General features: G+C 71.0%; 23 protein-coding genes and 1 tRNA gene. 9 read left to right on the top strand and 15 right to left on the bottom strand.

Annotated features, from left to right (window positions below; all coding sequences use genetic code 11):
- Window positions 1-55 precede the first annotated feature (55 nt).
- Window positions 56-202: a SapB/AmfS family lanthipeptide gene (locus AB5J73_RS14135; protein ID WP_370970175.1), complete on the bottom strand. Its 147-nt coding sequence runs from the start codon at window positions 200-202 to the stop codon at window positions 56-58.
- Between the two features lie 39 nt (window positions 203-241).
- Window positions 242-2,797, bottom strand: a complete 2,556-nt coding sequence (lanKC, locus tag AB5J73_RS14130) for a class III lanthionine synthetase LanKC (protein WP_370970174.1) — start codon at window positions 2,795-2,797, stop codon at window positions 242-244.
- Window positions 2,798-3,242: 445 nt separating this feature from the next.
- Between lanKC and AB5J73_RS14125 the strand changes: the two genes are divergently transcribed.
- The 3 genes from AB5J73_RS14125 (at window position 3,243) to AB5J73_RS14115 (ending at window position 4,881) form a co-directional block, all read left to right on the top strand.
- Window positions 3,243-3,608 (top strand): hypothetical protein, encoded by a 366-nt coding sequence (locus AB5J73_RS14125; RefSeq protein WP_370970173.1) that lies wholly within the window; start codon window positions 3,243-3,245, stop codon window positions 3,606-3,608.
- A gap of 22 nt (window positions 3,609-3,630) precedes the next feature.
- The gene (locus AB5J73_RS14120) at window positions 3,631-4,002 is read left to right on the top strand and encodes a hypothetical protein (protein ID WP_290050714.1); all 372 of its coding nucleotides are present in this window, start codon (window positions 3,631-3,633) and stop codon (window positions 4,000-4,002) included.
- Window positions 4,003-4,164: 162 nt separating this feature from the next.
- Window positions 4,165-4,881, top strand: coding sequence for a trypsin-like serine protease (locus AB5J73_RS14115; protein ID WP_370970172.1), 717 nt, complete (start codon window positions 4,165-4,167; stop codon window positions 4,879-4,881).
- Between the two features lie 47 nt (window positions 4,882-4,928).
- Here the strand turns inward: AB5J73_RS14115 and AB5J73_RS14110 are convergent, their stop codons facing one another.
- The 8 genes from AB5J73_RS14110 to AB5J73_RS14075 all read right to left on the bottom strand — a co-directional run bounded on the left by AB5J73_RS14110 (window position 4,929) and on the right by AB5J73_RS14075 (window position 12,126).
- On the bottom strand, window positions 4,929-6,227 hold the full coding sequence (locus AB5J73_RS14110) for an alginate lyase family protein (RefSeq protein WP_370970171.1): 1,299 nt from the start codon (window positions 6,225-6,227) through the stop codon (window positions 4,929-4,931).
- Window positions 6,228-6,312: 85 nt separating this feature from the next.
- The gene (locus AB5J73_RS14105; RefSeq protein ID WP_370970170.1) at window positions 6,313-6,774 is read right to left on the bottom strand and encodes a (2Fe-2S)-binding protein; all 462 of its coding nucleotides are present in this window, start codon (window positions 6,772-6,774) and stop codon (window positions 6,313-6,315) included.
- Window positions 6,771-7,613 (bottom strand): xanthine dehydrogenase family protein subunit M, encoded by an 843-nt coding sequence (locus AB5J73_RS14100; RefSeq protein WP_370970169.1) that lies wholly within the window; start codon window positions 7,611-7,613, stop codon window positions 6,771-6,773. The genes AB5J73_RS14105 and AB5J73_RS14100 overlap by 4 nt, the downstream gene beginning before the upstream one ends.
- On the bottom strand, window positions 7,610-7,864 hold the full coding sequence (locus AB5J73_RS14095) for a hypothetical protein (RefSeq protein WP_370970168.1): 255 nt from the start codon (window positions 7,862-7,864) through the stop codon (window positions 7,610-7,612). The genes AB5J73_RS14100 and AB5J73_RS14095 overlap by 4 nt, the downstream gene beginning before the upstream one ends.
- Window positions 7,861-9,948, bottom strand: a complete 2,088-nt coding sequence (locus AB5J73_RS14090; protein ID WP_370970167.1) for a xanthine dehydrogenase family protein molybdopterin-binding subunit — start codon at window positions 9,946-9,948, stop codon at window positions 7,861-7,863. Before AB5J73_RS14090 ends, AB5J73_RS14095 begins: the two co-directional genes overlap by 4 nt.
- A gap of 56 nt (window positions 9,949-10,004) precedes the next feature.
- Complete coding sequence (locus tag AB5J73_RS14085) at window positions 10,005-10,508, bottom strand: histidine phosphatase family protein (RefSeq protein ID WP_370970166.1); 504 nt, start codon at window positions 10,506-10,508, stop codon at window positions 10,005-10,007.
- A gap of 50 nt (window positions 10,509-10,558) precedes the next feature.
- Window positions 10,559-11,266, bottom strand: coding sequence for a trypsin-like serine protease (locus tag AB5J73_RS14080; RefSeq protein ID WP_370970165.1), 708 nt, complete (start codon window positions 11,264-11,266; stop codon window positions 10,559-10,561).
- Window positions 11,267-11,361: 95 nt separating this feature from the next.
- On the bottom strand, window positions 11,362-12,126 hold the full coding sequence (locus AB5J73_RS14075) for a trypsin-like serine protease (RefSeq protein WP_370970164.1): 765 nt from the start codon (window positions 12,124-12,126) through the stop codon (window positions 11,362-11,364).
- Window positions 12,127-12,410: 284 nt separating this feature from the next.
- Here AB5J73_RS14075 and AB5J73_RS14070 point away from each other — a divergent pair, with 284 nt between their 5' ends.
- Window positions 12,411-13,337, top strand: a complete 927-nt coding sequence (locus tag AB5J73_RS14070; RefSeq protein WP_370970163.1) for a hypothetical protein — start codon at window positions 12,411-12,413, stop codon at window positions 13,335-13,337.
- A 6-nt stretch (window positions 13,338-13,343) separates the two neighbouring features.
- Here the strand turns inward: AB5J73_RS14070 and AB5J73_RS14065 are convergent.
- Window positions 13,344-13,416: transfer RNA gene (locus AB5J73_RS14065), tRNA-Lys, on the bottom strand.
- A gap of 112 nt (window positions 13,417-13,528) precedes the next feature.
- Between AB5J73_RS14065 and AB5J73_RS14060 the strand changes: the two genes are divergently transcribed.
- Window positions 13,529-14,065 (top strand): AAA family ATPase, encoded by a 537-nt coding sequence (locus AB5J73_RS14060; protein ID WP_370970162.1) that lies wholly within the window; start codon window positions 13,529-13,531, stop codon window positions 14,063-14,065.
- A 23-nt stretch (window positions 14,066-14,088) separates the two neighbouring features.
- Here the strand turns inward: AB5J73_RS14060 and AB5J73_RS14055 are convergent, their stop codons facing one another.
- A complete protein-coding gene (locus AB5J73_RS14055) occupies window positions 14,089-14,934 on the bottom strand; it encodes a hypothetical protein (RefSeq protein ID WP_370970161.1) in 846 nt (281 codons plus the stop codon).
- A gap of 212 nt (window positions 14,935-15,146) precedes the next feature.
- Between AB5J73_RS14055 and AB5J73_RS14050 the strand changes: the two genes are divergently transcribed.
- A complete protein-coding gene (locus tag AB5J73_RS14050; protein WP_370970160.1) occupies window positions 15,147-15,689 on the top strand; it encodes a DinB family protein in 543 nt (180 codons plus the stop codon).
- A gap of 4 nt (window positions 15,690-15,693) precedes the next feature.
- Here AB5J73_RS14050 and AB5J73_RS14045 read toward each other — a convergent pair whose 3' ends face one another.
- The gene (locus AB5J73_RS14045; RefSeq protein WP_370970159.1) at window positions 15,694-16,335 is read right to left on the bottom strand and encodes a TMEM175 family protein; all 642 of its coding nucleotides are present in this window, start codon (window positions 16,333-16,335) and stop codon (window positions 15,694-15,696) included.
- A 68-nt stretch (window positions 16,336-16,403) separates the two neighbouring features.
- On the opposite strand from AB5J73_RS14045, the gene pcaB reads away from it, so the two are divergent.
- Window positions 16,404-17,783, top strand: coding sequence for a 3-carboxy-cis,cis-muconate cycloisomerase (pcaB, locus tag AB5J73_RS14040; RefSeq protein ID WP_370970158.1), 1,380 nt, complete (start codon window positions 16,404-16,406; stop codon window positions 17,781-17,783).
- Window positions 17,784-17,902: 119 nt separating this feature from the next.
- A complete protein-coding gene (locus AB5J73_RS14035) occupies window positions 17,903-18,892 on the top strand; it encodes an SCO0930 family lipoprotein (RefSeq protein WP_370970157.1) in 990 nt (329 codons plus the stop codon).
- A gap of 15 nt (window positions 18,893-18,907) precedes the next feature.
- Here AB5J73_RS14035 and AB5J73_RS14030 read toward each other — a convergent pair whose 3' ends face one another.
- Complete coding sequence (locus tag AB5J73_RS14030) at window positions 18,908-19,549, bottom strand: DUF4383 domain-containing protein (RefSeq protein WP_370970156.1); 642 nt, start codon at window positions 19,547-19,549, stop codon at window positions 18,908-18,910.
- 190 nt (window positions 19,550-19,739) lie between these two features.
- Between AB5J73_RS14030 and AB5J73_RS14025 the strand changes: the two genes are divergently transcribed.
- The gene (locus AB5J73_RS14025) at window positions 19,740-20,618 is read left to right on the top strand and encodes a hypothetical protein (protein ID WP_370970155.1); all 879 of its coding nucleotides are present in this window, start codon (window positions 19,740-19,742) and stop codon (window positions 20,616-20,618) included.
- Window positions 20,619-20,621: 3 nt separating this feature from the next.
- Here AB5J73_RS14025 and AB5J73_RS14020 read toward each other — a convergent pair whose 3' ends face one another.
- Window positions 20,622-21,827 (bottom strand): alpha/beta hydrolase, encoded by a 1,206-nt coding sequence (locus tag AB5J73_RS14020; protein WP_370970154.1) that lies wholly within the window; start codon window positions 21,825-21,827, stop codon window positions 20,622-20,624.
- Window positions 21,828-21,960 lie beyond the last annotated feature (133 nt).

Genomic DNA, 21,960 nt, shown 5'->3' with positions numbered 1-21,960 from the left:
CCTGTGCCGCTCCCGCACCGTTCACCTCGGCACTACGCGCCGGCGAACCACCAGGTCAGTAGCAGGACAGCAGGCTGATGGTGCTGTGGGCGCACGAGGCGAGCAGGCTCAGGTTCGACGCGCCGCCGTGGCCGTGGCCGCCGTGGCCGCCGTCGAGCAGCTCGGGGGTCTCCATGGCCTGCAGCTCCAGGACGAGTTCCATCGATGTTCCTTCCTTCGGGTTTTCTTCGGGGTCCGCCGGTCAGCGACCGGAGGTCTGGGGGGACGGCGTGCTGCCGAGGAAGGGCAGCACCTCCTTGCCGTCCAGGAGGGCGGCGAGCGCGAGGAGGATGCCCGCGCCGCCGGTCTTGACGTCCATCGACAGGCGCAGCAGCTGGTTGCCGGGGAACGCGAGACCGCCCTTGAACGGGACCGCGTACCAGGACAGCCGCGCGAGGTGCAGGTCGATCGCCGCGCGGATGGACGGTGTCGGGGCCGGGTCCATGCCGAGCGCGACAGCCAGTCCGCAGCGGCCGAAGAGCAGACCCGGGTGGATGACGAACTCGCCGCGGCACGATTCGCGCAGGGCGGGGAGGCTCTCGCACGCGGCGGCGTCCGGGCGGTGCCGTGCCAGTTGCTCGGCGACCAGGAGGATGCCGGCGCCGCCGATGCCCGCGTAGGGCAGCGTGCGGGCCGCTCCGTCGCGGACCTGCAGTGAGCCGTCGTCGGCCTGGACGCACTCCTCGAGGTCGCGGGTCAGCGCCTGGTCGGCGAAGGACAGCCAGGCGGGCTCGCCGGTGCGCTCGTAGAGCCGGGTGAACAGCAGCGCGGGTCCGGACCAGCCGGACAGCAGACCGGCGCGGGCGAAGTTGCTGGGCGGCGGAGCCGTCTCCAGCGCCTCGGCCAGCCGGACGGCAGTGGTCAGGGCCTGGCGGCCGAACTCGTTGTCCTGGCGGACCGTCGCGAAGTGCAGCATCGCGAGCCCGATGCCGGCGAGGCCGCCTTCGAGGGCGTGGTCGGTCGTCTGCTCGACCAGCCGCGCGGACGACGCCAGCAGCTTGGTGGCCTCGTCGTGGTGGCCGAAGTTCTCCAGCACGTAGGCGATGCCGTAGCTGCCGTCGTAGAAGCCGGGCCGAGTCGGGGGGTCGCGGCGGACCGAATCGATCAGCCAGCGCTCGTGCTCGGGGAACCGGCCGGCGCCGCTGACGTCGAGGGCGTGCAGCACGCCCGCGGCGCCGACGCCGAAGCAGGCACCGCCGACGCGGAACTGCTCGATGTCGCCCGGGAAGAGCCGGTCCGGACGCCTGGGGGTCGCGCTGGCCAGGATCGCCTCGGCGATCTGCTTGCGGACCAGGGGCCAGTCCGGTTTCTCCTGGTCGAGCTCGGTGTGGACCGGCGACGGCGGCGTGGGGGCCGTACGCGGGGCCAGCACCGCGACCGCGGCGTCGGCGTACCCCTCGGGGAGCGCGAACCGGCGTTCGACGAACTCCGCGATGCCGGGCAGCTTCGGTGGGGCGAGCTCGGTCAGCTGGGAGAGCGGCAGGAACAGCCACAGCCGCAACGCCGCGAGCGCGTGCTCGTCGATCTCGAAGCCGGTGCGGTCGGCCGGGGCGCGGAAGCCGGGCGCGCCCAGCGCCGGGCGGTCGCCGGACTCGACGTCGAAGGCCATCTCGAAGTCGATCAGGGAGATCCGGCCGTCGTCGTCGACCAGGATGTTCAGCGGGTGCAGGTCGCCGAAGACGACGCCGCGGGCGTGGACGGCCTCGATCGTCTTCTCGACGCCGTCGACGATGCCGAGCGCGCGCCGGGCGTAGTCGGCGAGGTCGGCGTCCGTCGTGCCGCGCCTGGTCAGCGGGTAGTTGCGGGCCAGCCAGTTGCCCAGGGAGTTGCCCGGCACGTACTCCATCGCCAGGTAGTGGTGCTCCCAGACGGTGAACCGCTCGAAGACCCGCGGCACGCCGGGGACGCCGGCCAGCCGGACGAGGACGTCGTGTTCGCGGCGGAGGCGTTCGACGGCGTCGACGCGCGCCTTGTCGAGGCCGGCGTGCGGGCGGGCTTCCTTGAGGACGACCTGGTCGCCGCCTGCTTTGGGGTCGGCGACGTAGACGCCGCCGCCGTTCGAGAAGTGCAGGGAGCTCGTCACCCGATAGCGGAATTCGGCCGGGTCGCCGGACTTGCGTGCGGCGAGACTGCTTCGCAAACAGGCCGGAATCTTCACCCAATCGGGGACGGTGAACGTCGGTTCCCGCTTGTCGGGGATGAGCCGGCCGTCCGGCTTGCGGATCGCCAGGACGCGGTTGCCGTCGTGTTCGACCCACTGTTCGGCGAATCCGCCGTAACGCACGTAGAGCGGCCCGTCGCCGTAACGCAGGTCACTGAGGATATAGGCGCCGTGCTCACCCTCGAGTCGTGCCGAGAGGTCTTCGAGAACCCGTTCGAGCTGCTTGTCGTCCGCCGGGTAAATCGTCACCAGCTTGGCGCTGCCGTCCCGTGGCGCGTATTTCGAATTCCGGGCGAGCAGGGTCAGCATCGAGCGGAGGTGCTTGTACGAGACGCGGTGCTCGAGACAGTACTCGTGCACCTGCTCGAGCACCCGGCGAGCGTTGTCCAGACCGGCGGAGACGTGGATCTTCCAGCCCTGACCAGGAAGAACCCGGCCTTGCGGGTGCAGCACGCGCCAGACGCCGCGGTCGGTGGTCACCCAGCCGGACGGCGTCGGCAGCGCCGAAGCGAAATCGTCGACCGGCGCGCCGATTTCCGGTTGTTCGTCGTAGAACAACGGGTCGGCGAAGCAATAAGCTTCGTAACGCAGGTCCATCCGGGACACCCCTCCGTGCGATCCCCCAGTGCACCGCGGCGCCGGGACGAGGAATATTCCCCCATGCCGAACGGCCCTGGGCCAATCCGCCAACCCGGGGGTTCAACTGGGCTATCCGAGGTAGGCAAAAAGGTCACTTACCAGCCAGTACCGGAACCGAGGGTGATTTTCGCCGGGAGGCCGACCACTCCGTAGTGGTGTAACACGAAGCTTTTTACGTCACTCCCCCAGGTCCACACAAGGGCCGGGCGGAATAAGCCGTCGAATTGGCGGAATGCCATCAAGTCGAGCGGTGATCGATTAACGCGATGTGCGCAAGTCGTGTGACCCCGAGATTGTCCACAGTGGAGCTCGACGTGGCCCGCGCCACGCCGCGGCCCCTCGGCGGACGGCCCCGCCGGTACCACGGAGTAAGTTGGCGCCCGGCGAGCGGAAGGAGGAACGGGTGGTCTTCGGATTCGCCGTGACGGTCGCCGTGGCGGCCACGCTCGTCGCGCTCTGGAGCTTCGTCCAGTCGGCACGCAACCGGCTGCCGGACAACCCGCTCCTGATCGCGCTCGCGGTGCTGGAGCTGCTGCTGGTCGCCCAGCTGGTGATCGGCATCGTGCTGCTCGCCGGCGGTGACCGCCCCGGCAGCCTGGCGACGTACCTGGCCTACCTGATCGGCAGCCTGGTCGTGCTGCCGGTCGGCGCCGCCTGGGCGCTGGCCGAGCGGAGCCGCTCGAGCACGGCGGTGCTGGGCATCGCGTGCCTGGCCATCCCGGTGATGGTGCTGCGATTGAACGAGGTGTGGAGTGGAGCAACGGCGTAGGACGGCCACCGGCCCCGGACGGGTGCTCGTCGCCGTGTACGCGATCTTCGCGCTGGCCGCGACGTCGCGGGCCGGCGTCCAGATCGGCACGAAGTTCCACGAAGCCCCGCTGGCCTACCTGCTCTCGGCGTTCGCCGCGGTCGTCTACATCGTCGCGACGATCGCGCTCGCCCGCCGCGGTGACGGCTGGTGGCGCGTGGCCCTCGTGGCCTGCTCGATCGAGCTGCTGGGCGTGCTGACCATCGGCACGCTGAGCCTGGTCGACGCGGCCGCCTTCCGCCACCCGACCGTCTGGTCGGTCTACGGCGAGGGCTACCTGTTCATCCCGCTCGTCCTGCCCGTCATCGGGCTGTACTGGCTGCGCAAGACGGCACCCGCCGAGGTCGCGGCCTAACAGTACGGGAACTGCACGTAGTCCCCGCGGGGCCAATAAATACGGATTCGACCGGCGACTTTCGTCGGTTCCGGACATTCCCCTAAAACTCGGACACTCTTGTCGTTCGGTCCCCACCGGCTTTCCCCCACGCGGTTCTCCCCCGCGTGAAAAGGAGTCAGCGTGAAATTCGGCAAGTTCGTCCTGCTGGCCGCGAGCACCGCACTGGCCGTCGTCGGCCTCGGCGGTCCCGCGTCCGCCGAGAGCACCCCGCAGGCCCAGCCGTCGATCATCGGCGGCAGCAACGCCACGAGCGGCCCCTGGGCGGCCCGGCTGTTCGTGAACGGCCAGCAGAACTGCACCGCGACTATCATCGCGCCGCAGTACATCCTCACCGCCAAGCACTGCGTGAGCAGCTCCGGCACCTACACGTTCCGGATCGGCAGCCTCGACCAGACCAGCGGCGGCACGACGGCCACCGGCTCCACCATCACGCGCTACCCGGGCTCAGCCGACCTGGCGATCGTCCGGCTCACGACCTCGGTGAGCGCGACGTACTCGCCGCTCGGCAACGTCGGTGACGTCACCGTCGGGCAGAACGTCTCGGTCTACGGCTGGGGCGCGACCAGCCAGTGCGGCTCCGAGATCAACTGCCAGTCGCGGTACCTGAAGGTCGCGACGGTCCGGGTGAACTCGATCGGCTGCAGCGACTACACCGGCGGCGTCGCCGTCTGCGCGAACCGCGTCAACGGCATCACCGCCGGCGGCGACTCGGGCGGCCCGATGTTCGCTTCCGGCCGCCAGGTCGGCGTCGCGTCGACCAGCGACCGGGTGAACAACACCGCGTACACGAACATCACGCGTTATCGCAGCTGGATTTCCCAGGTCGCCGGGGTCTGATTCCCGGAGAAAAGGGGCCCGGTCATGCGACCGGGCCCCTTTTGCCGTCAGGAAGTGGAAATGTCGTCGAGCTGTTCGGCGGCGGGCCGGACCGGGTAGAGGTCGCCGCCCGGCTGGACCGGCACCTTCGGCAACGCCGTGCGCGCCGCGCGATCGCCCGCGTCGGCCGCCGCGTGCAGGACGTCCAGCGCCGCGTACGGCCGGAAGTCCAGCTCCGGGTACGGCCAGGTGGCCTGGCCCTGGGTGGCGGCCGGAATCAGGAAGTCGACCGCCTTGAACAGCGTCGCGCCGCTGGGTGCGGTGTAGTGCCACAGGTCGACGCCGACGTGCTTGCCGATCTGGGCGAGCCGCGTCAGCGCGACGAGGTTGAAGTTCGAGTAGTGCCAGCTCCGCGTCCGGCTCGCCTCCTGCGGCTGGTAGCCGTCCGCCTGGATCTGCGGCGCGATCCGCCCCGGCCCGGCGTTCTGCGCGATCGTCCTGGCCAGGTCGCGCTGCCCGGTGCCGAGGGCGAGCGCGGCGGCGAGCATGTCGTAGAAGCTGCCGTGGTTGTTCTGGGCCTTGGCTTCGTCGGTGCCGTTCTTGCTGGTGCGCAGCCAGTCGAGGAACTGCGTGTACCAGCCGGTCATGCCGGCCTGGTCGGCCTTCGTCCAGTCCGGGGCGCCGGTGGCCAGGATCGCGGTCGCGTCGACGACCTGGGTCAGCGTGTAGGAGAACTCGATGATGCCGATGCCGCGCCCGTCGACCTTGCACGGGATGCCCTGCGCGTAGTTCATGTTCGGGTTCATCTTCGTGGCCGCGTCGAGGAACCACGTGCGCAGGTCGAGCGCCGCACGCTGGGCGTAGCGCGCGTCCCCGGTGTAGTACCAGGCCAGCGCGAGCCGGTAGATCGCGGCGAACGCGTCGCCGCGGTAGGCGTGGTCGGTGATCTCGTCGACGATGGGGTTGCGCTGGCCGTCCTTCTGCACGAACGGGCAGCCCCACGGGTTTTCGGCGGTCGGCTCGGTGGTCGGCCACCAATAGGGCGCGAGGCTCAGGTAGTCGTGCTTGTCACCGCTGGGCGGGACCTGCTTCTTCGACGTGACGCTCCACGGCCCCGCCGTGAGGTCGGTTTTCGCGGCGGCGAGGAGGTTGTTCAACGCCGTTCGGGACGTCTTTTCGCCGACGAGCGCCGCGAACTTCGTCCGGAGCAGCTGGTCGCCGTCGAGGACGGCGGTGTCGGGAGCGCAGACCGGCCCGATGACCGGGACGCTGCAGCTTCGTGGCGAGGCCTCCGCCGGTGCGGCGAAGGACGTGGCGACGAGGCCGAGCGCGGCGAGCGCGGCCACGACGGTGTGGCGGAAAACCATGTCCGCTCCATTCACAAATATGAACAGAAAACCTGTGAGTGAATGGAGAGTACGCATGTGAACTTCGCTGGGGCAATGCCCGCGGTCAGGCCAGCTTGGCCGCGGCCGCGCGGATGGCGTCCACGATGAACTGGTAGCCGGTGCACCGGCAGAGGTGGCCGGCGAGCGCCTCGCGGACCTCGGCTTCGGACGGGTCCGGGTTGGCTGCGAGCAGCTCGGCCGCCGTCGCCAGCAGCCCGGGCGTGCAGAAGCCGCACTGCAGGCCGTGGTGGTCGCGGAACGCCTCCTGCAGCGGGTGCAGCTCACCACCGGTGGCCATGCCCTCGACCGTCGTGACGTCGGCCCCTTCGACCTGCACGGCGAGCAGGCAGCACGCCCGCGCGGTCGCGCCGTCGAGGGTGATCGTGCAGGCGCCGCACACCCCGTGTTCGCAGCCGACGTGCACGCCGGTGAACCCCAGGTCGTGCCGCAGGAAGTCGGCCAGCGTCCGGCGCGGTTCGCAGTCGGCGGCGCACGGCTGGCCGTTGACCGTCAGGGTGACCTTCATCGGACCGCCTTCGTGAGGGCCCGCCGCCCGAGCACCGCGGCCATTTCACGGCGGTAGTCGGCGGGCGCGTGCAGGTCGGACGGCGGATCGGTGGCGGCCGAGATCTCCCGCGCGGCTTCGGCGATCACGGCGTCGTCGAGCGGCCGGCCGTGCAGCAGCTCCTCGGCCGCAACCGCCCGGATCGGTGTCGGGCCGGCCCCCGAAACGGCGATCCGCGCCCGCGCGCACCGGCCGTCCGCCTGCTCCAGCGCGACGAACACCGCGACCAGCGCCAGATCCTTGCTGCGCCGCGAGAGCTCCTCGATCGCGCACTCCGCCCGCCGCACCGGGAACCGGACGGCGACCAGCAGCTCCCCCGGTGTCAACGCGGTCCTGAAAGGACCCTCGAAGAACTCGCGCGCGCCGATCACGCGTTCGCCGCCCGGCCCACGCACCTTGAGTTCCGCGTCGAGAGCGACCGCGGCGGCCGGCAGTTCGGCTGCCGGATCGGCGTGCGCGAGGCTGCCGCCGAGCGTGCCCCGGTTGCGGGTCGTGACGTGGCCGACGTGCCGCAGCGCTTGGGCGAGCAGCGGTAGGTCCTGCCGGACGACATCCGACGTCTCGACGGCGCGTTGCCTGGTCAGCGCGCCGATTTCGACGTGCTCGCCATCCCGGCGGAGGTACGCGAGCTCGTCGAGACCGTTGACGTCGACGAGCAGCGACGGCCGCGCGAGCCGCATGTTCAGCAACGGCACCAGGCTCTGCCCGCCCGCGAGCACCTGCGAGCCGCCGGTGGCGAGCGCGGTGATCGCGTCTTCCACGGACGCCGCCCGGACGTACTCGAACGCGGCGGCCTTCACCGCGTGCCCCGCTTGATCGCGGCCAGCAGCCGTGGTGGCGTGATCGGCAACGCGGTGATCTTGACGTCGTAATCGCGCAAAGCGTCCTCCACGGCGTGCGCGATCGCGGCGCCGCCGCCGATCACCCCGGCTTCGCCCATGCCCTTGAAGCCACCGGGGATGTGGTCGGCGGGCGTGGTCATGTGCGTGAGGGTGAACGGCGGGACCTCGGTCGCCGACGGGACCAGGTAGTCGCGGAAGGTCCGGGTCACGCGTGGCCACCGCTGTCGAAGGCGAGCTCTTCGTACAGCGCGCCGCCGATGGCCTGCGCCGCTCCGCCGTGCAGCTGGCCGTCGACGATCAGCGGGTTGATCACCGTGCCGCAGTCGTGCGCGACGAGGTAGCCGAGCAGGGTCACGACCCCGGTTTCGGGGTCGACTTCGGCGAGCACGGCGGTGCAGCCGAACGCGGTCGCGACGTTGACCGGGTCGTAGACCTCGCGTTCCTGCAGCGTCGGCGATTCGCCTTCGGGCAGGCGTCCGGCCAGCCGCCGGTACGCCGCGTCACCGACCTCGGCCATGCCGACGGACCGGTGCGGGACGCCGTCGACGAAGATCCGGCCGTTTTCGACGACGAGGTCGTCCGGCGAGGCTTCGAGGAGGTGGGCGGCGATCCGCAGCACCTTCGTCTTGAGCCGCGTCGCCGCGGTGAGCACGGCGGCGCCGCCGACCGCGGCCGCGCGGCTCGCGCCGGTGCCGTACCCGGTGTACGGACAGGATTCCGTGTCGCCGGAGACGACGGTGACGTGGTCGATCGGGACGCCGAGCGCGTGGCCGGCGATCTGCGCCAACGCGGTGTGCAAGCCCTGACCCATCGCCGACTGTCCGGTGTGGACGGTCACGTGCCCGGTGGCGTCGATCCGCACGACCTCTTCGTCGAACCCGGAGTGCCGCAGCCCGCTGAGGTTCACGATCCGGCTGGGGCCGAACGCCGTGATCTCGTTGTGGAACGAGTACCCGATCCCGGCGCACGCGCCACGCGCCCTGGCCTCGGCGACGCGCCCAGCCCAGCCCGCTTCCTCGACGGCTTCGAGGCACAGGTCGAGGCAGTCGGCGTAGCGCCCGCTGTCGTAGACGAACACCGGGCTCTGGTACGGAAAGGCTTCCGGGGGAACGAAGTTCCTGCGCCGCACCGTGTGCGCGTCGATGCTCAGCCGAGTGGCGAGCAGCTCGATCATCCGCTCCTGCACGAAGTTCGCCTTCGGCAGGCCCCAGCCGCGGTACGAGCCGTACGGCGTCCGGTTGGTCATGACGGCGACGACGTCCATCTCGACCGCGGGAATCGCGTACGGCCCGGTGATGCACGCCGCGGCGGTGAAGCAGGGGCCGAAGGCGATCGTGCCGAGTTCGGCGCCGAGCACGCCGTGGACGGTGCCGCGCACGCCGGTGATGGTGCCGTCGGCCTTCGCGGCGTACTCGACGTCGATCTTCTGCTCGCGCGCGTGCACGGTGGCGACGAAGCTCTCGACGCGGTCCTCGATCAGCTTCACCGGCCGCCCGGTGCGGTGCGAGAGCAGCGCGGCCAGGACTTCGTCGCCGTAGAAGTCGAACTTGTTCCCGAATCCCCCGCCGACGTCCGGTGTCCGCACGCGGATCTTGGCCGCGGGCAGGCCGAGGACCTCGGCGAGCGACTCGCGGGCGAGGTTCGGGGCCTGGGTCGCGAGCCAGACGTCGAGCTTGCCGGTGAACGGATCCCAGTTCGCGACCACGCCCCGCGTCTCCAGCGGTGCCCCCATCTGGCGCGCGAACCGGAAGGATTCCGCGAGCACGACGTCGGCCTCGGCGAACGCGGCGGCGACGTCCCCGGTGGCGACGGTCGTGCGCGCGCAGACGTTGTCGGGCCAGTCGTCGTAGAGCCGTGGCGCGCCTTCGGCGAGCGCCTCTTCCAGGGTGCTGACGGCCGGCAGCTCCTCGTACTCGACCTCGATGAGCTCGAGCGCGTCCTCGGCGGCGGCCCGATCCTTCGCGGCGACGACGGCGACCCCCTGGCCGGGGTAGCGGACGCGATCGACCGCGAGCGGGTAGGCGTCGGTGAGCCGCATGTCGGGGACGTTCCGCCAGATCACCGGCTGCGGAGCCCGGACGAGGGCCTTGACCTCGGCCCCGGTGAGCACGGTCGCCTGCCGCGCGGCGGCGCGGGTGTCGATCCGCCTGATCCGCGCGTGCGGCAACGAACACCGGAGAACGGCGGCTTCGAGCGCCTGCGGCAGTTCGACGTCATCGACGAACTGCCCGCGGCCGGTGAGCAGCCGCAGGTCTTCCGTGCGGGGCACTCGCGCCCCGATCAGTCCCTCCACGAGTACTCACGGTGCCACCTCCGCTACCCGGCGCGCGTCCTACGAAGGGACGATATTCAGGCGTCGCGGGGCCGGAAGAACGCCACGAGCGTGGCGGTGGCGAGCGCGTCCCAGTGATCGGTGGTCGCGAGCACGGCGGCGGCACCGGTCGGGAACTTGACCTGGACGTCGCGGGTGTCGTCGCCGTGCCCGGCGAGGTGCAGGGTCAGGTCGCTGACCCCGGGCTCGTGCGCGACCAGGGCGATCGTGGTGACTTCGGGTGGCGTCCGGCTCGCGGCGTTCAGCAGTTCGGGTACGTCGGCGCCGTAGAGGTCTTCGTCGTACGTCACCGGCGGTGCGGCGGGGAGTTCACCGGCGACGTGCTGCCAGGTCTCGCGCGTGCGGCGGGCGGTGGAGCAGAAGACGAGTTCGGGGACGTGGCCGGAGTCGACGAGCCAGCGTCCGAGCTTCGGCGCGGCACGGAGCCCGCGGGGCGCCAGTGGACGTTCGTGGTCGGGGAGGCCGTCCGACCAGTCCGACTTGGCGTGGCGGACGACGATGAGCCACCGGGTCACGTCCATCCGCCGAGCCTAACGAGCCCGTGGCCACCGGGTGACCACGGGCTCGCCGGTCAGGACCCGGTCTGCTGCCTGATCCAGGTCAGGTGCTGGGCGATCCCGGTGTAGAGGGTGCTCGTCGCGCATTCCCCATTGTCGTCGCCGGGGCCGTGCGTCTCGCCGACCAGCGTCCAGTTCCCGGTCGTGCCGACGATCGCCGGGCCGCCGGAATCGCCGTGGCACGCGGAATGCGTGCGGTCACCGGACACGCAGACGTCGCCCGGGCCGCCACCGCCGGCGTAGCAGGAACTGCTGGACAGCACGCGCAGGTCGATCTGCCGCAGCGTGGTCGGCGTGCTGCAGCTCGGCCAGCTCGTGCAGCCCCACCCCAGCAGCCGGGCGGTCGTGCCAGCGGCCGGGTTGCTCGTCGCCATCGGCACCGGGGTGGCCCGCGCCGCCGTGGACAGGTGCATCAGCGTGAGGTCCGTGCCGGGCTTGGTGATCCGCCGGTCGATGCGGCCCACCTCGCCGCCGGAGTTCTTGCTGGTCGAGCCGATGCGGCCCTGCGACGCGCTGCCGCAGTGGTCGGCGGTCACGATCCACTGGGGCGCGACCAGGCTGCCGCCGCAGCCGTTGCTCAGCGAAACCATGAAGCCGTAGGTCTCGGTGGCGGTGGTGCCGCCGATGATTTCGGGCTGGGCGCCCGTACTCTGCTGGGCTTGCGCGATTCCGGGCACGGCCATCGCGAGGACCGCGAGCGCGGTCGAAAGCACTTTGCGCATGTTCGCTCACCTTCGGGCTCGGTAGCGGGAATTCCGGTTCGGGAACGCGGAAACGGGCCACCGGCCGGCGGGGGATCCCGGCCGGTGGCCCGCGGTCAGACCCCGCTGACCTGGCGGATCCAGCTGCGACCCGCCGCGACGCTGCCGTAGGTGGTGGTGCTGGAGCGGTCGCTGGTCGAGCACACGCCCACCTGGACACCGCCGTCGAGCATCGGGCCACCCGAGTCGCCACCGGCCACCGCGCCGTCGGGGGTGGCGGCCTCGATCGCCGGACCACCGAAGTAGTCGCTGGCACCGGTGTCGGAGATCTGCACCGAAGCCTGCTTCAGCACGCTCGACTGGTGGCTTCCTTCGTCGGTGGACTGGGTCGCGCCCCAGCCGTAGACGCGGGCGGCGTCGCCTTCGTTCGCGTCCGACGAGCTGGCCGCGAGCCGGGCGAACGTGCTGCCGCCGTTGGTGTTCAGCTTGATCAGGGCCAGGTCGCCACCCGAGTACAGGTAGGTCGACGCCGCTTTCGCGTGCACGCCACCGGAAGCGCTGTTCGACCCGATGTAGAGGTCGATGTCGGAGAGGCGCTGCCCGTTGTTGTCGTACATGCAGTGCTTGGCGGTGAGGACCCAGCGCGCGCCGATCAGGGTGCTGGTGCAGAAGAACGTGTAACCGTTGGCGTGGCCGTTGAACCGGGTGATGTAGCCGGGGTTCTGCGCGGTGCTGCCACCGATGATCGACGGCTGGGCGTCGGGCGAGAGCGGCGTGACCGGGGCGGCCGACGCGGGTGCGGCGGCGAGCGTCGCGAACGCGGCGCAGGAACCGGCGAGCACGGCGGCGGCGCGGACGAACCGGCCGGGGTTTTCACGCATTTCGGGACTCCCTTGGGGGACCGGAGGGGACTCACCGAACGTAAGCGGGCGCTGCGTTTCCGGTAATCCGCTGGAAGTCCCGAGCCGATCAACGGAACAGGACGGTTCCTTCGGCGGGTTGCGCTTTCCCGCGGTTTCCGCTTGATCGACACTGCCGACGTTCGTCGGGTGACACCGGGCCGCCGCTGCTGTTAAACCCGACGGAACGTCCGCCGCCGGTCCGGTGCGATCCACCGCGACCCGCCGGGCGAACCCTCGGCCGGATCGACGCTTGAGGAATCTGGATGCCGTTGTTCGCGGTACCCGAGCCCGCCGGACGGGCGCTGGCGCACGCGCTCGCGACCGGTCCGTTCAGCCGGGCGCTGACGCTGGCCATCGACCACAGCGGGCTCGGCCTGGCCCGGCTCAAGGGCCGGCTCGCGGCCGCCGGGGTGCCCGTCAGCACGACGACGTTGAGCTATTGGCGCACCGGCCGGACCCGGCCCGAACGACCCGAGTCACTGCGCGCGGTTTCGGTGCTCGAAAGCGTCCTCGGCCTGCCCGCGGACGCGCTGACCGACCTGCTCGCCCACCCTTTCACCGCCGGCCCCGGGGTGTCGGGAGCGGTGCGCTGGGAGCGTCTGTGGGAACCCCGCGCGCGCGTCCTGTCCGTGCTGCACTCCTTCGACGCGGCCGACGAGACGTCACTGGTCGTGCTCAGCCTCCACGAGAGCTTGCACGTCAACGCGACCCGCGCGTTGACCCGGCTGCGCGTCCGCGAAGTCGTCCGCGCGGTCACCGAGCCGGTCCAGGCCAAGGTGGTGGTCCTGCGCGGCTGCACCCCGGGCCGCCCACCGCGGCTGGTGTCGACGCGCTATTGCCGTCCGGTGCGCACGGAGGTGCTGGCCGAGCCCGGGTTCGTGGTCAGCGAGCTGGTGCCCCACCGGGCGCTGGCCGTCGGCGAGACCGCGATCCTGGAGTACGAATTCGAGTACTCCGACGGGGTGCCGGACACCAGCTACGACCGCCGTTTCCGCCACCCGGGGGCCGAGCACCTGCTCGAGGTCCACTTCTCGCCGGGTGTGGTGCCCGCGACCTGCCACGCCTACCGGCTGGACTCCTCCGGCGGACCGGAGCGGGACGTCACGGCGGTTTCTCCGGTTTCCCCGGCGCACGTGTTCACGGCGGGCGCGCCGCCGGGCATCCGCGGCCTGCGGTGGAGCTGGCCGTGATGGAAGTGGGCCGCCTGGGGCTCGAACCCAGAACCTACGGATTAAAAGTCCGCAGCTCTACCAATTGAGCTAACGGCCCGCGCCCCCAGTTTAGCCAGGCCCTGGTCTGCCACCTCCACACCGGGGTCCGGCTGAGGTCGCGCGGAAGGTCAAGACTGGTTCTCGGCCGGTGGGCCACCCATGATGCGGGGATGCTTGGTTCGCTGCTGATCCTCACCGGGCCGCCCGGTGCCGGGAAGTCGACCGTTGCCCGCCTCGTCACCGAGGACGCCTCGCGGGCCACCGTGCACCTGCACACCGACAGCTTCTACGTCTGGATCCGGACCGGGTTCGTGGCGCCGTACCTGCCCGAGGCCGCCCGGCAGAACGAGGTCGTGCTCGGGGTCATCGCCGAGGCCGCTTGTGGCTACGCGCGCGGTGGGTACGACGTCGTTCTCGACGGTGTGGTCGGGCCGTGGGCGCTGGAGCCGTTCCGGGATGCCGCGAAGCGGGGCGGTTTGGACCTCTTCTACGTCGTGCTGCGGCCGGACCTCGACGCCACGCTCGCCCGCGGGACCGCTCGCAGTGCCCCGGAACTCACCGAGGTCGAGCCGCTCACGGGCATGCACGCGGCGTTCTCCGGGCTGGGCGAACTCGAACGGAACGTCATGGACACGACGGACCAGACAATTGAAGAGACCGCCGAGGCGGTGCGTAAACGCGCCCGCTCGGCGGCCTTCAGGTTGTGACGCTCCTCAGTGGACGAACGTCGTCAGCACTGCACGAACAGGCCGGTGTAGGCCGTGCACTTCTTCGACGCCTTGTCGTTGGCCGCTTCCGGGTCGGCCGGGGTGCTCGCCGCGCGCTGGGCCGTGGCCGTGAACGCGCCCCAGGCGAAGAAGCCGCCTTCGGAGCTGAACTTCGCCGTCGCCGAGGCGCCTGGGGCGAGGTTGCCGATCGTGCAGGTCAGGGCCGTGCCCGAGCGGGTGCAGCCGGTCAGGGTGGTGACCGTGCGGCCCGAACCCGCATTGGCCGTCACGCGGACACCGGTCGCGGTGGCCGGGCCGGTGTTCGACACCGTGATCACGTAGTCGACGCGGGCGACCAGGCCGGGGCGCGCGGTCCCGGTCAGGGCGACCTTGACGTCGGCCTCGTTCGGCGCGGGGATCGTGACGACCGGGCCGTCCTCCACGCCGAACGCGTAGTTGTCGCCGGCGAACTGGTGCTGGAGCGTGAACTGGCCGGGCTGGACGTCGTCCTTCACGCGGAAGGTGAACGTCACCGTCTTGCTCTCGCCGGCACCCAGGTCGCCGACGCCGCCGCGGAAGCTGCTGAGGTACGGCGAGCACGCGATCGCGCCGGTGCAGGAGACCAGGTCGACCAGGTCGACGACCGGCTTCTCCTTGGCGTAGAGCGCCGCCTTCGCGCCGGTGACCGTGAAGTCCGTCGGGTTGTACAGCTGCTCGGTGACCGTGAGCGTGTCGCCCGCGTGGACGGTGGTCGCGCTGACGTCGATCGAGCTGGGCGGGGGCGCCGCGGACGCGACGGCGGGGGCCGCGATCAGGGCCGCGTTCGTCAGCGCGGCCAGTACTGCGGTTCTTCGTCCGGTTCGCTGCATGTCTTGATCTCCTGGTTCCGAACCGAGGGGTGCCGCTCCGACCGTGGGAACCGGTGTGCGCAGCGGGGGTGACGAAGATCAGATCGGCCGTCCCCGAAATTCGTTACCTGGTTCGCGAAACCGTGTCTGAACTGGGGGTTTCCGGCCGTTGCCCGCTCACCGGACACCCCGGCGCCCCGAAAATTGTCGGACCCACGTGGCACGCTCCGCACATGACCGAACACAGCACTCCGGTCGCGGCCCCGGCCCGGTTGACCGGCCCCCGCGAGGACCTGACACCGATCGCCGGCGAGCGGCAGGCTCTCACCGAGAGCCTCGACTACTACCGGCGCACTTTCGAGCTCAAGTGCGCCGGTCTGGACCCCGGCCGCCTGGCCGAACGCTCGGTACCACCGTCGACGCTGACCCTGCACGGCCTGCTGCGGCACCTCACGGGCGTCGAACGCTGGTGGTTCCGGATCCAGTTCGCCGCCGAGGACCTGCCGAACCTGTACTACTCCGACGACGACCCGGAGCAGGACTTCACCTCGCTCGACGGTGACGTGGCGGAGGCCTTCTCCCTGTGGCACGCCGAGTGCGCGCGCTCCCGGGAGATCGTCGCGGCGAGCTCGCTGGACCAGACCGGCATCCGCCGCAGCACGGGCGAACCGTTCGCCCTGCGCTGGCTGATGCTGCGCATGATCGGCGAGTACGCGCGGCACTGCGGTCAGGCCGACCTGGTCCGGGAGCGGATCGACGGTGTGACGGGCGAATAGCGGTTCAGGCGGTGGCCGCGCGGCGGCGGAGGCGGAAGAGGAGGTTGACCACGAGCGGAACGACGATCCAGCAGGCGTAGGCCCAGTGCGTGAGGAAGGCGACCGGGATCGAGAGGGTGAAGGCGGCGGCCATCGTGCCGACCCCGCGGTAGACCCTGCCGAAGAGCTCAGGCGGGGTGTCCGCGCGGTAGTGGTGGTTGCGCTGGATGCGCCGGGCCATGAGGAGGAACAGCGTCAGCGCGACGACCTGCACGAGCGCGTAGAAGACGAAGCGGAATTCGAACCCTTCGTCTTCGGCGATCACCTTCGTGGCGAAGGGCATGATCACCTGCGTCAGCAGCCAGCCGAAGCTGAGCCGGATGAGCCCGCCGTCGAGGGTGGTGACGTGGTCGAACAAGCGGTGGTGGGCGCGCCAGTGGCCGCCGATCACGACGAAACTGATCAGGAAGGAGACGTATTCGGACTGGTGATGGCCGAGTGAACGCAGCAGTTCGGCGCTGGTGGCGCCCTCCGGCAGCGGCAGCTCGAGCGCGAGCAGCGTGATCGCGATGGCGACGACGGCGTCCGAAAAGAAGGTCAGCCGCTCGGCGGCGAAACCCCGGGGTTCGGCGCCGGTGGTGTCCTCGGTGGACGGAGCACTGCTCATGGCCGATGAGCGTGCCAGACGCGGCGGCGTGACCGTCGCCGAGGCCAGGCGCGTGCGATGCTGACGCCATGACCGTCGACCCCGATTCCGGACTGCTGTCCCCGGTACGGGCCGGTACGCCGGCCGAAGCATCGACCGGCGACGAGGCTTGGCTGCGCGCGATGCTCGACGCCGAGGCGGCGCTGGCGAGGGCGCAAGCGCGGCTCGGGACGGTACCTCCCGAGGCCGCGGACGCGATCACGGCGGCGGCGGGCAGTGCGCGGATCGACGTCGTCGAGCTGGCGCGGGGGTCGCGGGCGACCGCGAACCCGGTCGTCGGCCTGGTGAAGGCGCTGACGTCGGCGGTCGGTGGGAGTGCGGCCGAGTACGTGCACCGCGGCTCGACGAGCCAGGACATCTTCGACACCGCGATGATGCTGGTCGCCGACCGGACGCTGCGGCCGCTCGCCGCCGACCTCGACGCCACCGCCGAGGCGCTGGCCGGGCTGGCGCGGACGCACCGGGACACGACCATGGCCGGGCGCACGCTGACCGCGCACGCGGTGCCGACGACGTTCGGGCTCAAGGCCGCGGGCTGGCGGCAGCTGGTGCTGGACGCGGCCGTCCGGATCCGCCGGCTGCTCGACGGCGGCCTGCCGGTCTCGCTCGGCGGGGCGGCGGGGACGCTGGCGGCGTACGTGGAGTACGCCCGACTGGCCGGGGACGGCGCCGCCGGCGGGGACTACGCCGAACGGCTCGTCGCCGCGTTCGCCGAGGAGACCGGGCTCGCCGTGCCGGTGTTGCCGTGGCATTCGCTGCGGACGCCGGTCGTCGACCTTGCCGGGGCGCTCGCCTTCACCGCCGGTGCGCTGGGGAAGCTGGCGGTGGACGTCGCGACGCTGACGCGGACCGAGCTGGGTGAGGTTGTCGAACCCGCCGCCGATGGGCGGGGTGGGTCGTCGGCGATGCCGCACAAGCGGAATCCCGTGCTCGCGACGCTGATCCGTTCGGCCGCGCTGCAGGTGCCGGTGCTGGCCGCGGGGGTCACGCAGTCGATGCTGACCGAGGACGAACGGTCGGCTGGGGTGTGGCACGCCGAGTGGCAGCTGGTGCGGGAGTGCCTGCGGCTGACCGGTGGGGCCGCGCACACCGCCGTCGAGCTGGCGCGGGGGCTCAGCGCCCAGCCGGAGCGGATGGGGGCGAACCTGGCGTCGACGCACGGGCTGATCGTCTCGGAACGGCTGTCCGCCGTGCTCGCGCCGCTGCTCGGGAAGGCGAAGGCGAAGGAGCTGCTGGGTGAGGCGTCGCGGCGGGCGGTGGCGGAAGACCGGCCGCTGCGGGATGTGCTGGACGAGCTGCCCGCCGTCACCGGTGTGCTGACTCCGGCCGCGCTGGACGAGCTGCTCGACCCCGCCGGGTACACCGGGGCCGCCGGTGTCCTGGTCGACCGGGCGCTCGAAGGGGCGTAGCGGCAGCTCAGGGGCGGGGCGAAAAAACTTTGAACCGCCTCCGGCGGGTGTCCGTGTAGTGGGTATCAAGCAGCCGCACCGAGCGGCGGGAAACCCCAACGGACACAAGGAGAACTTCCATGCTTCGCACGCGCATCGCCGTCTCCGTCGCCGCGGCGGCAGCCGGGCTGGCAGTGCTCACCGCTTGCTCGGGTGCCGAAACTGCTCAGCCGGTCATCGCCCCGGCGGCGGCCGGTGGCACCGGCGGCGGTCAGATCGCCAACGGCCAGGTGGGCAACGCCGCTCCGGCGTCGAACGAATCGAAACTCGTCGTCGCGGACGTCGCCAGCGTCGGGCAAGTGCTGACCGACCAGAACGGGATGACGCTCTACCGGTTCGACAAGGACACGGCGAAGCCGCCGAAGTCCAATTGCGACGGTGACTGCGCCAAGGCTTGGCCGCCGATGCTGGCGACCGGGGACGTGCAGGTCCAGGGTGTCGACAAGAGCCTCGTCGGAAAGGTGACGCGGTCCGACGGCACCGAGCAGATCACCGTCGGCGGGTGGGCGCTCTACCGCTACGCCAAGGACACCAAGGCCGGGGACGCGACCGGGCAGGGTGTCGGTGGCGCCTGGTACGCCGCCAACGCCAAGGGCGGGAAGGCCGGGCAGGCCGCCGCCGAAGCCGGCGTCGTCAAGCTCAGCGCGAGCAAGATCGACGGGCTCGGGGACGCGATCGTCGACCAGAACGGGATGACGCTCTACCTGTTCACGAAGGACACCAAGAAGGCGAAGACGTCGGCCTGCAACGGTGACTGCGCCAAGACGTGGCCCGCGGTCCTGTCGAACAACGGCAAGGTCGAACTGCAGGGCATCGACTCGAAGCTCCTCGGCAGCATCAAGCGCGCGGACGGCACCGAGCAGGTCACCATCGGCGGCTGGCCGGTCTACACCTTCTCGAAGGACCTGAAGCCGGGCGACGCGAACGGCATGGGCGTCAACGGCACCTGGTTCGTCATCGAGCCCAACGGCTGCAAGGTCGGCACCACTCCCAGCTCCACCGCCAACCAGGCTCCGGCTGACAGTGGCGCTGGGAGCAGCAACTCCGGCGCCGGTGGCACCACCTACTGAGCCACCCCGAAATCCCTAGTGGGCGAGGCCCGGCGGACGCTCTTCACGAGCGGCCTCCGGGCCTCGCTCGTCGTGGTGGCGGCGCAGGAACGACCGGCGGCGCGGCTGGTCGGTCACCGGCTCGTCGGTGCGGGTGACGCGGTCGCGGTCGATGACCTCGGTGTGCTGCTCGGCGAGCGCCGGCTCGTCGGCCGTTTCGTCCTCGGGCAGCAGGATGGTGCGGCGGGCCGGGAAGACGGCGATCAGCAGACCGAGCGCCGCGACGCCGAGGTGCAGCCACGTGTCGGCGGGGCCCATGTCCATCGGGTTGCCGGCGGTGGCGAAGGGGTTGGTCGAGATGAGGCCGTCGATCATCAGGCCCCACACGAACAGCAGGCCGTAACCGATGAAGAGCAGCCAGCCGAACGTCCGGGCGCGGCCCGAGCCGAACGCCAGCAGCAGGCCGATGACGCCGGTTCCGATGCGGACCAGGCTCATGAGCGGGTTGGCGGAGAACCGCCAGAAGCCCGCGTCGTGGTGGCCGGCGAAGTTGCCGAAGCCCGTCCTGGTCAATCCGATGATGCCGACGACGAGGAACGCGATCCCGGCCAGTCCGGCCAGCACCTGCGCCGGCTGCAGGCCGCGAACCCGGATTCGTGCGCCTTTCGCGTGAGTCATGACTCCAGTCCTTCCCAGCGGGTGGTGACGACCGTCACCGCCCTCAGGTACCCCGCGAACACGGTGAGCGAAACGACGGTGCTTGCCCGCGGGCCACCTGCGCGTTCGCGGTTGGGGCGGCCGGCGAGACCTATCCCACAAATTCACCCGTTTCGGCGAACAGCGCGCGGTGTTCCAGGCAATTCGGATCATGCGCAAGCTGAGCGGGATCTTCCTGGTGGGGCTGTGCCTGGGGGCGGTCGGCGCGGTGGTGATCACCGCGCGTCAAGACGTCCCGGCGGCGTCCGCGCCACTCGCGGTCGCGGAATCGCTGACAACGATGTCGGAATCTCCGGCGAGCACGCCGACCCCCACTCCGACGCCGACACCGAGCAAGAGCGCCACCCCGACGCCCAAGAGCGCGCCGAAGGTGGCGGCTGCCGAGCTGGACCGGCTGATGTCGAGCGGGACCGTCAGCGCGGTCGTGTTCGACCGGCAGCGCGGGGAGGCGACCGCGTCGGTGCGGGCGGACCGCGCGTACACGTCGGCGTCGCTGGTGAAGCTGCTGATCGCGCTCGCCGTGCTCGAGCGGGGCGGGCCCACGGCGTCGGTGCAGAAGATGTTGTCCCGCAGCGATGACGAGCTCGCGAGCCAGTTCTGGTCGGCCTACGGCGGGCCGGCGATCGTGACGCGCTGGGCGGCGAAGCTCGGGCTCACCGGGACGCGGGCGCCCGAGGATCCCGGGCGCTGGGGTGACACGCGGATCACCGCGCGGGACGTCGTGCGGATCTACCAGTACGTGCTGGAGCACGCGCCGGGCGCGATCATGGCCGCGCTGCGGGACGCGACCGAGCGGGGGTCCGACGGGTTCCGGCAGTACTTCGGGATCCCGGACGCCGCCGGGGACCGGCCGTGGGCGGTCAAGCAGGGCTGGTCGTGCTGCCGGCCGACGCGGATGCTGCACACCTCGGGTGTGGTCGGCGACGGGGACCGCTACATCGTGGTGGTGTTGAGCGAGCACCCCGCTTCGGTCGACTACGCGACCGGTTCGAAGCGGGTGACGGCGATCGTCCGCGCGCTGCTCGGCTGAGGCCTACTGGTCGGTGTCCGCCAGTGCTCCGTGCGCGCCGGACTTCGGCAAGGGCCACGGCAGGACGCCGCCCGTCGTCTCCGCTTGGCGGCCCGCCGGGGCCGGGCTCGTCGTGTGGGCGCCGATCCAGGCCAGGACGTCGGGGATCTGGGACTTGAAGGTGTTCATGTTGTGGCCCGCGTCGGGGATGCGCCACGACGTGAACTGGATCGGGGGGCGGGCCGCGGCGCGGATCTGGTCGATCGCGTAGCTCTCGTAGTTCTCCTTCTCGCCGGAGATGGCGAGGATCTGCACCGGGGACGGGTGGAGGCGGACGTTGACGCGGACGTTGTTGGCGTCGTTGATGTCCTGGCGGCCGTGGAACAGGTCCTCGGTCTCGGCGTCGATTTGGGCCTTGTCGTAGCCGCTGACGCTGACCGCCTGGCCGTACCACTGCGGGTGGCGGGTCACCAGGTTCATCGCGCAGTACCCGCCGGACGACCAGCCCGCGATCGTCCACGCCTGGCGGTTCGGGGCCACGCCGAGCTTTTGCAGGGCCCAGTCGCGCAGGTCGGCCGTCAGGTAGGTGTCGTTCGCCGTTCCGTTGACCTCGTCGACGCATTCGGTGTCGTGGCCGACCTTGGGGACGCCCGTCGGGTCGGGGACGATGACCACCGTCGGGGGCAACGCCTTGCGCGCGATCGCCGCGTCGAGTTGCTGGGGCATGCCGTAGACGGCGAAGACCTCGGGGCCGGACGGGTAGTTGGGGATCCACTCGATCGCCGGGAACCGGAGTTCCTTGTACGCCGCGTCGAAGTACTGCGGGGGCAGGTACACCGTGACGTCGCGGGTCAGCTTGGTGCGGCGGCCGGTCACCTTCATGTGGACGACCGTGCCCTTGCCTTCGCGGGCGTGCGCCACCCCGGTGTCGCGCAGCTTCTCGAGGTCCTCGCCGTTCTGCGCCGCCTCGGCGTCGGTGCCCTGGCCGGCGTAGACGCCGGTGCCGAGCAGCGAGCCGACCGTGGGGAAGAAGCCGCCGATCATGTTGCCCGCCATGCCGGTGGTCAAGACCAGCAGGACGACCGCGAGCAGGATCGTGGCGCTGCGCCACAGGCGCTTGCGCTTCCAGCGGTCCCAGAACCACGGGACCGCGATGATCGCGAGCAGCGTCAGCACGACCACCACGATCATGTTGACCGGCGAATCCAGCCGGATGCTGCTCAGGTTCATGGGTCGGTCCTTCCGGGCGGGCAGTGAATGCGCACCCGGAACCCCCCGGGACTCGCGTATATATCACGTTTGAGCCCATGGACAAGTTGCGGCCCTGTGACTTCTGTCATAGGGCCGCAACGCACGCCGAACT

The sequence above is a fragment of the Amycolatopsis sp. cg9 genome (assembly GCF_041346945.1).
Lineage (GTDB): Bacteria > Actinomycetota > Actinomycetes > Mycobacteriales > Pseudonocardiaceae > Amycolatopsis.
Note: the sequence above shows the minus strand (reverse complement) of the source record. Positions and strands in the feature narration are given on the sequence as shown.

Bases quoted from the DNA above. Each gene is read 5' to 3' on its own strand.
- AB5J73_RS14135 (WP_370970175.1), bottom strand. From the start codon at position 202: ATGGAACTCGTCCTGGAGCTGCAGGCCATGGAGACCCCCGAGCTGCTC.
- lanKC (WP_370970174.1), bottom strand. From the start codon at position 2,797: ATGGACCTGCGTTACGAAGCTTATTGCTTCGCCGACCCGTTGTTCTAC.
- AB5J73_RS14110 (WP_370970171.1), bottom strand. From the start codon at position 6,227: ATGGTTTTCCGCCACACCGTCGTGGCCGCGCTCGCCGCGCTCGGCCTC.
- AB5J73_RS14105 (WP_370970170.1), bottom strand. From the start codon at position 6,774: ATGAAGGTCACCCTGACGGTCAACGGCCAGCCGTGCGCCGCCGACTGC.
- AB5J73_RS14085 (WP_370970166.1), bottom strand. From the start codon at position 10,508: ATGGACGTGACCCGGTGGCTCATCGTCGTCCGCCACGCCAAGTCGGAC.
- AB5J73_RS14080 (WP_370970165.1), bottom strand. From the start codon at position 11,266: ATGCGCAAAGTGCTTTCGACCGCGCTCGCGGTCCTCGCGATGGCCGTG.
- AB5J73_RS14075 (WP_370970164.1), bottom strand. From the start codon at position 12,126: ATGCGTGAAAACCCCGGCCGGTTCGTCCGCGCCGCCGCCGTGCTCGCC.
- AB5J73_RS14070 (WP_370970163.1), top strand. From the start codon at position 12,411: ATGCCGTTGTTCGCGGTACCCGAGCCCGCCGGACGGGCGCTGGCGCAC.
- AB5J73_RS14060 (WP_370970162.1), top strand. From the start codon at position 13,529: ATGCTTGGTTCGCTGCTGATCCTCACCGGGCCGCCCGGTGCCGGGAAG.
- AB5J73_RS14055 (WP_370970161.1), bottom strand. From the start codon at position 14,934: ATGCAGCGAACCGGACGAAGAACCGCAGTACTGGCCGCGCTGACGAAC.
- AB5J73_RS14050 (WP_370970160.1), top strand. From the start codon at position 15,147: ATGACCGAACACAGCACTCCGGTCGCGGCCCCGGCCCGGTTGACCGGC.
- AB5J73_RS14045 (WP_370970159.1), bottom strand. From the start codon at position 16,335: ATGAGCAGTGCTCCGTCCACCGAGGACACCACCGGCGCCGAACCCCGG.
- pcaB (WP_370970158.1), top strand. From the start codon at position 16,404: ATGACCGTCGACCCCGATTCCGGACTGCTGTCCCCGGTACGGGCCGGT.
- AB5J73_RS14035 (WP_370970157.1), top strand. From the start codon at position 17,903: ATGCTTCGCACGCGCATCGCCGTCTCCGTCGCCGCGGCGGCAGCCGGG.
- AB5J73_RS14030 (WP_370970156.1), bottom strand. From the start codon at position 19,549: ATGACTCACGCGAAAGGCGCACGAATCCGGGTTCGCGGCCTGCAGCCG.
- AB5J73_RS14025 (WP_370970155.1), top strand. From the start codon at position 19,740: ATGCGCAAGCTGAGCGGGATCTTCCTGGTGGGGCTGTGCCTGGGGGCG.
- AB5J73_RS14020 (WP_370970154.1), bottom strand. From the start codon at position 21,827: ATGAACCTGAGCAGCATCCGGCTGGATTCGCCGGTCAACATGATCGTG.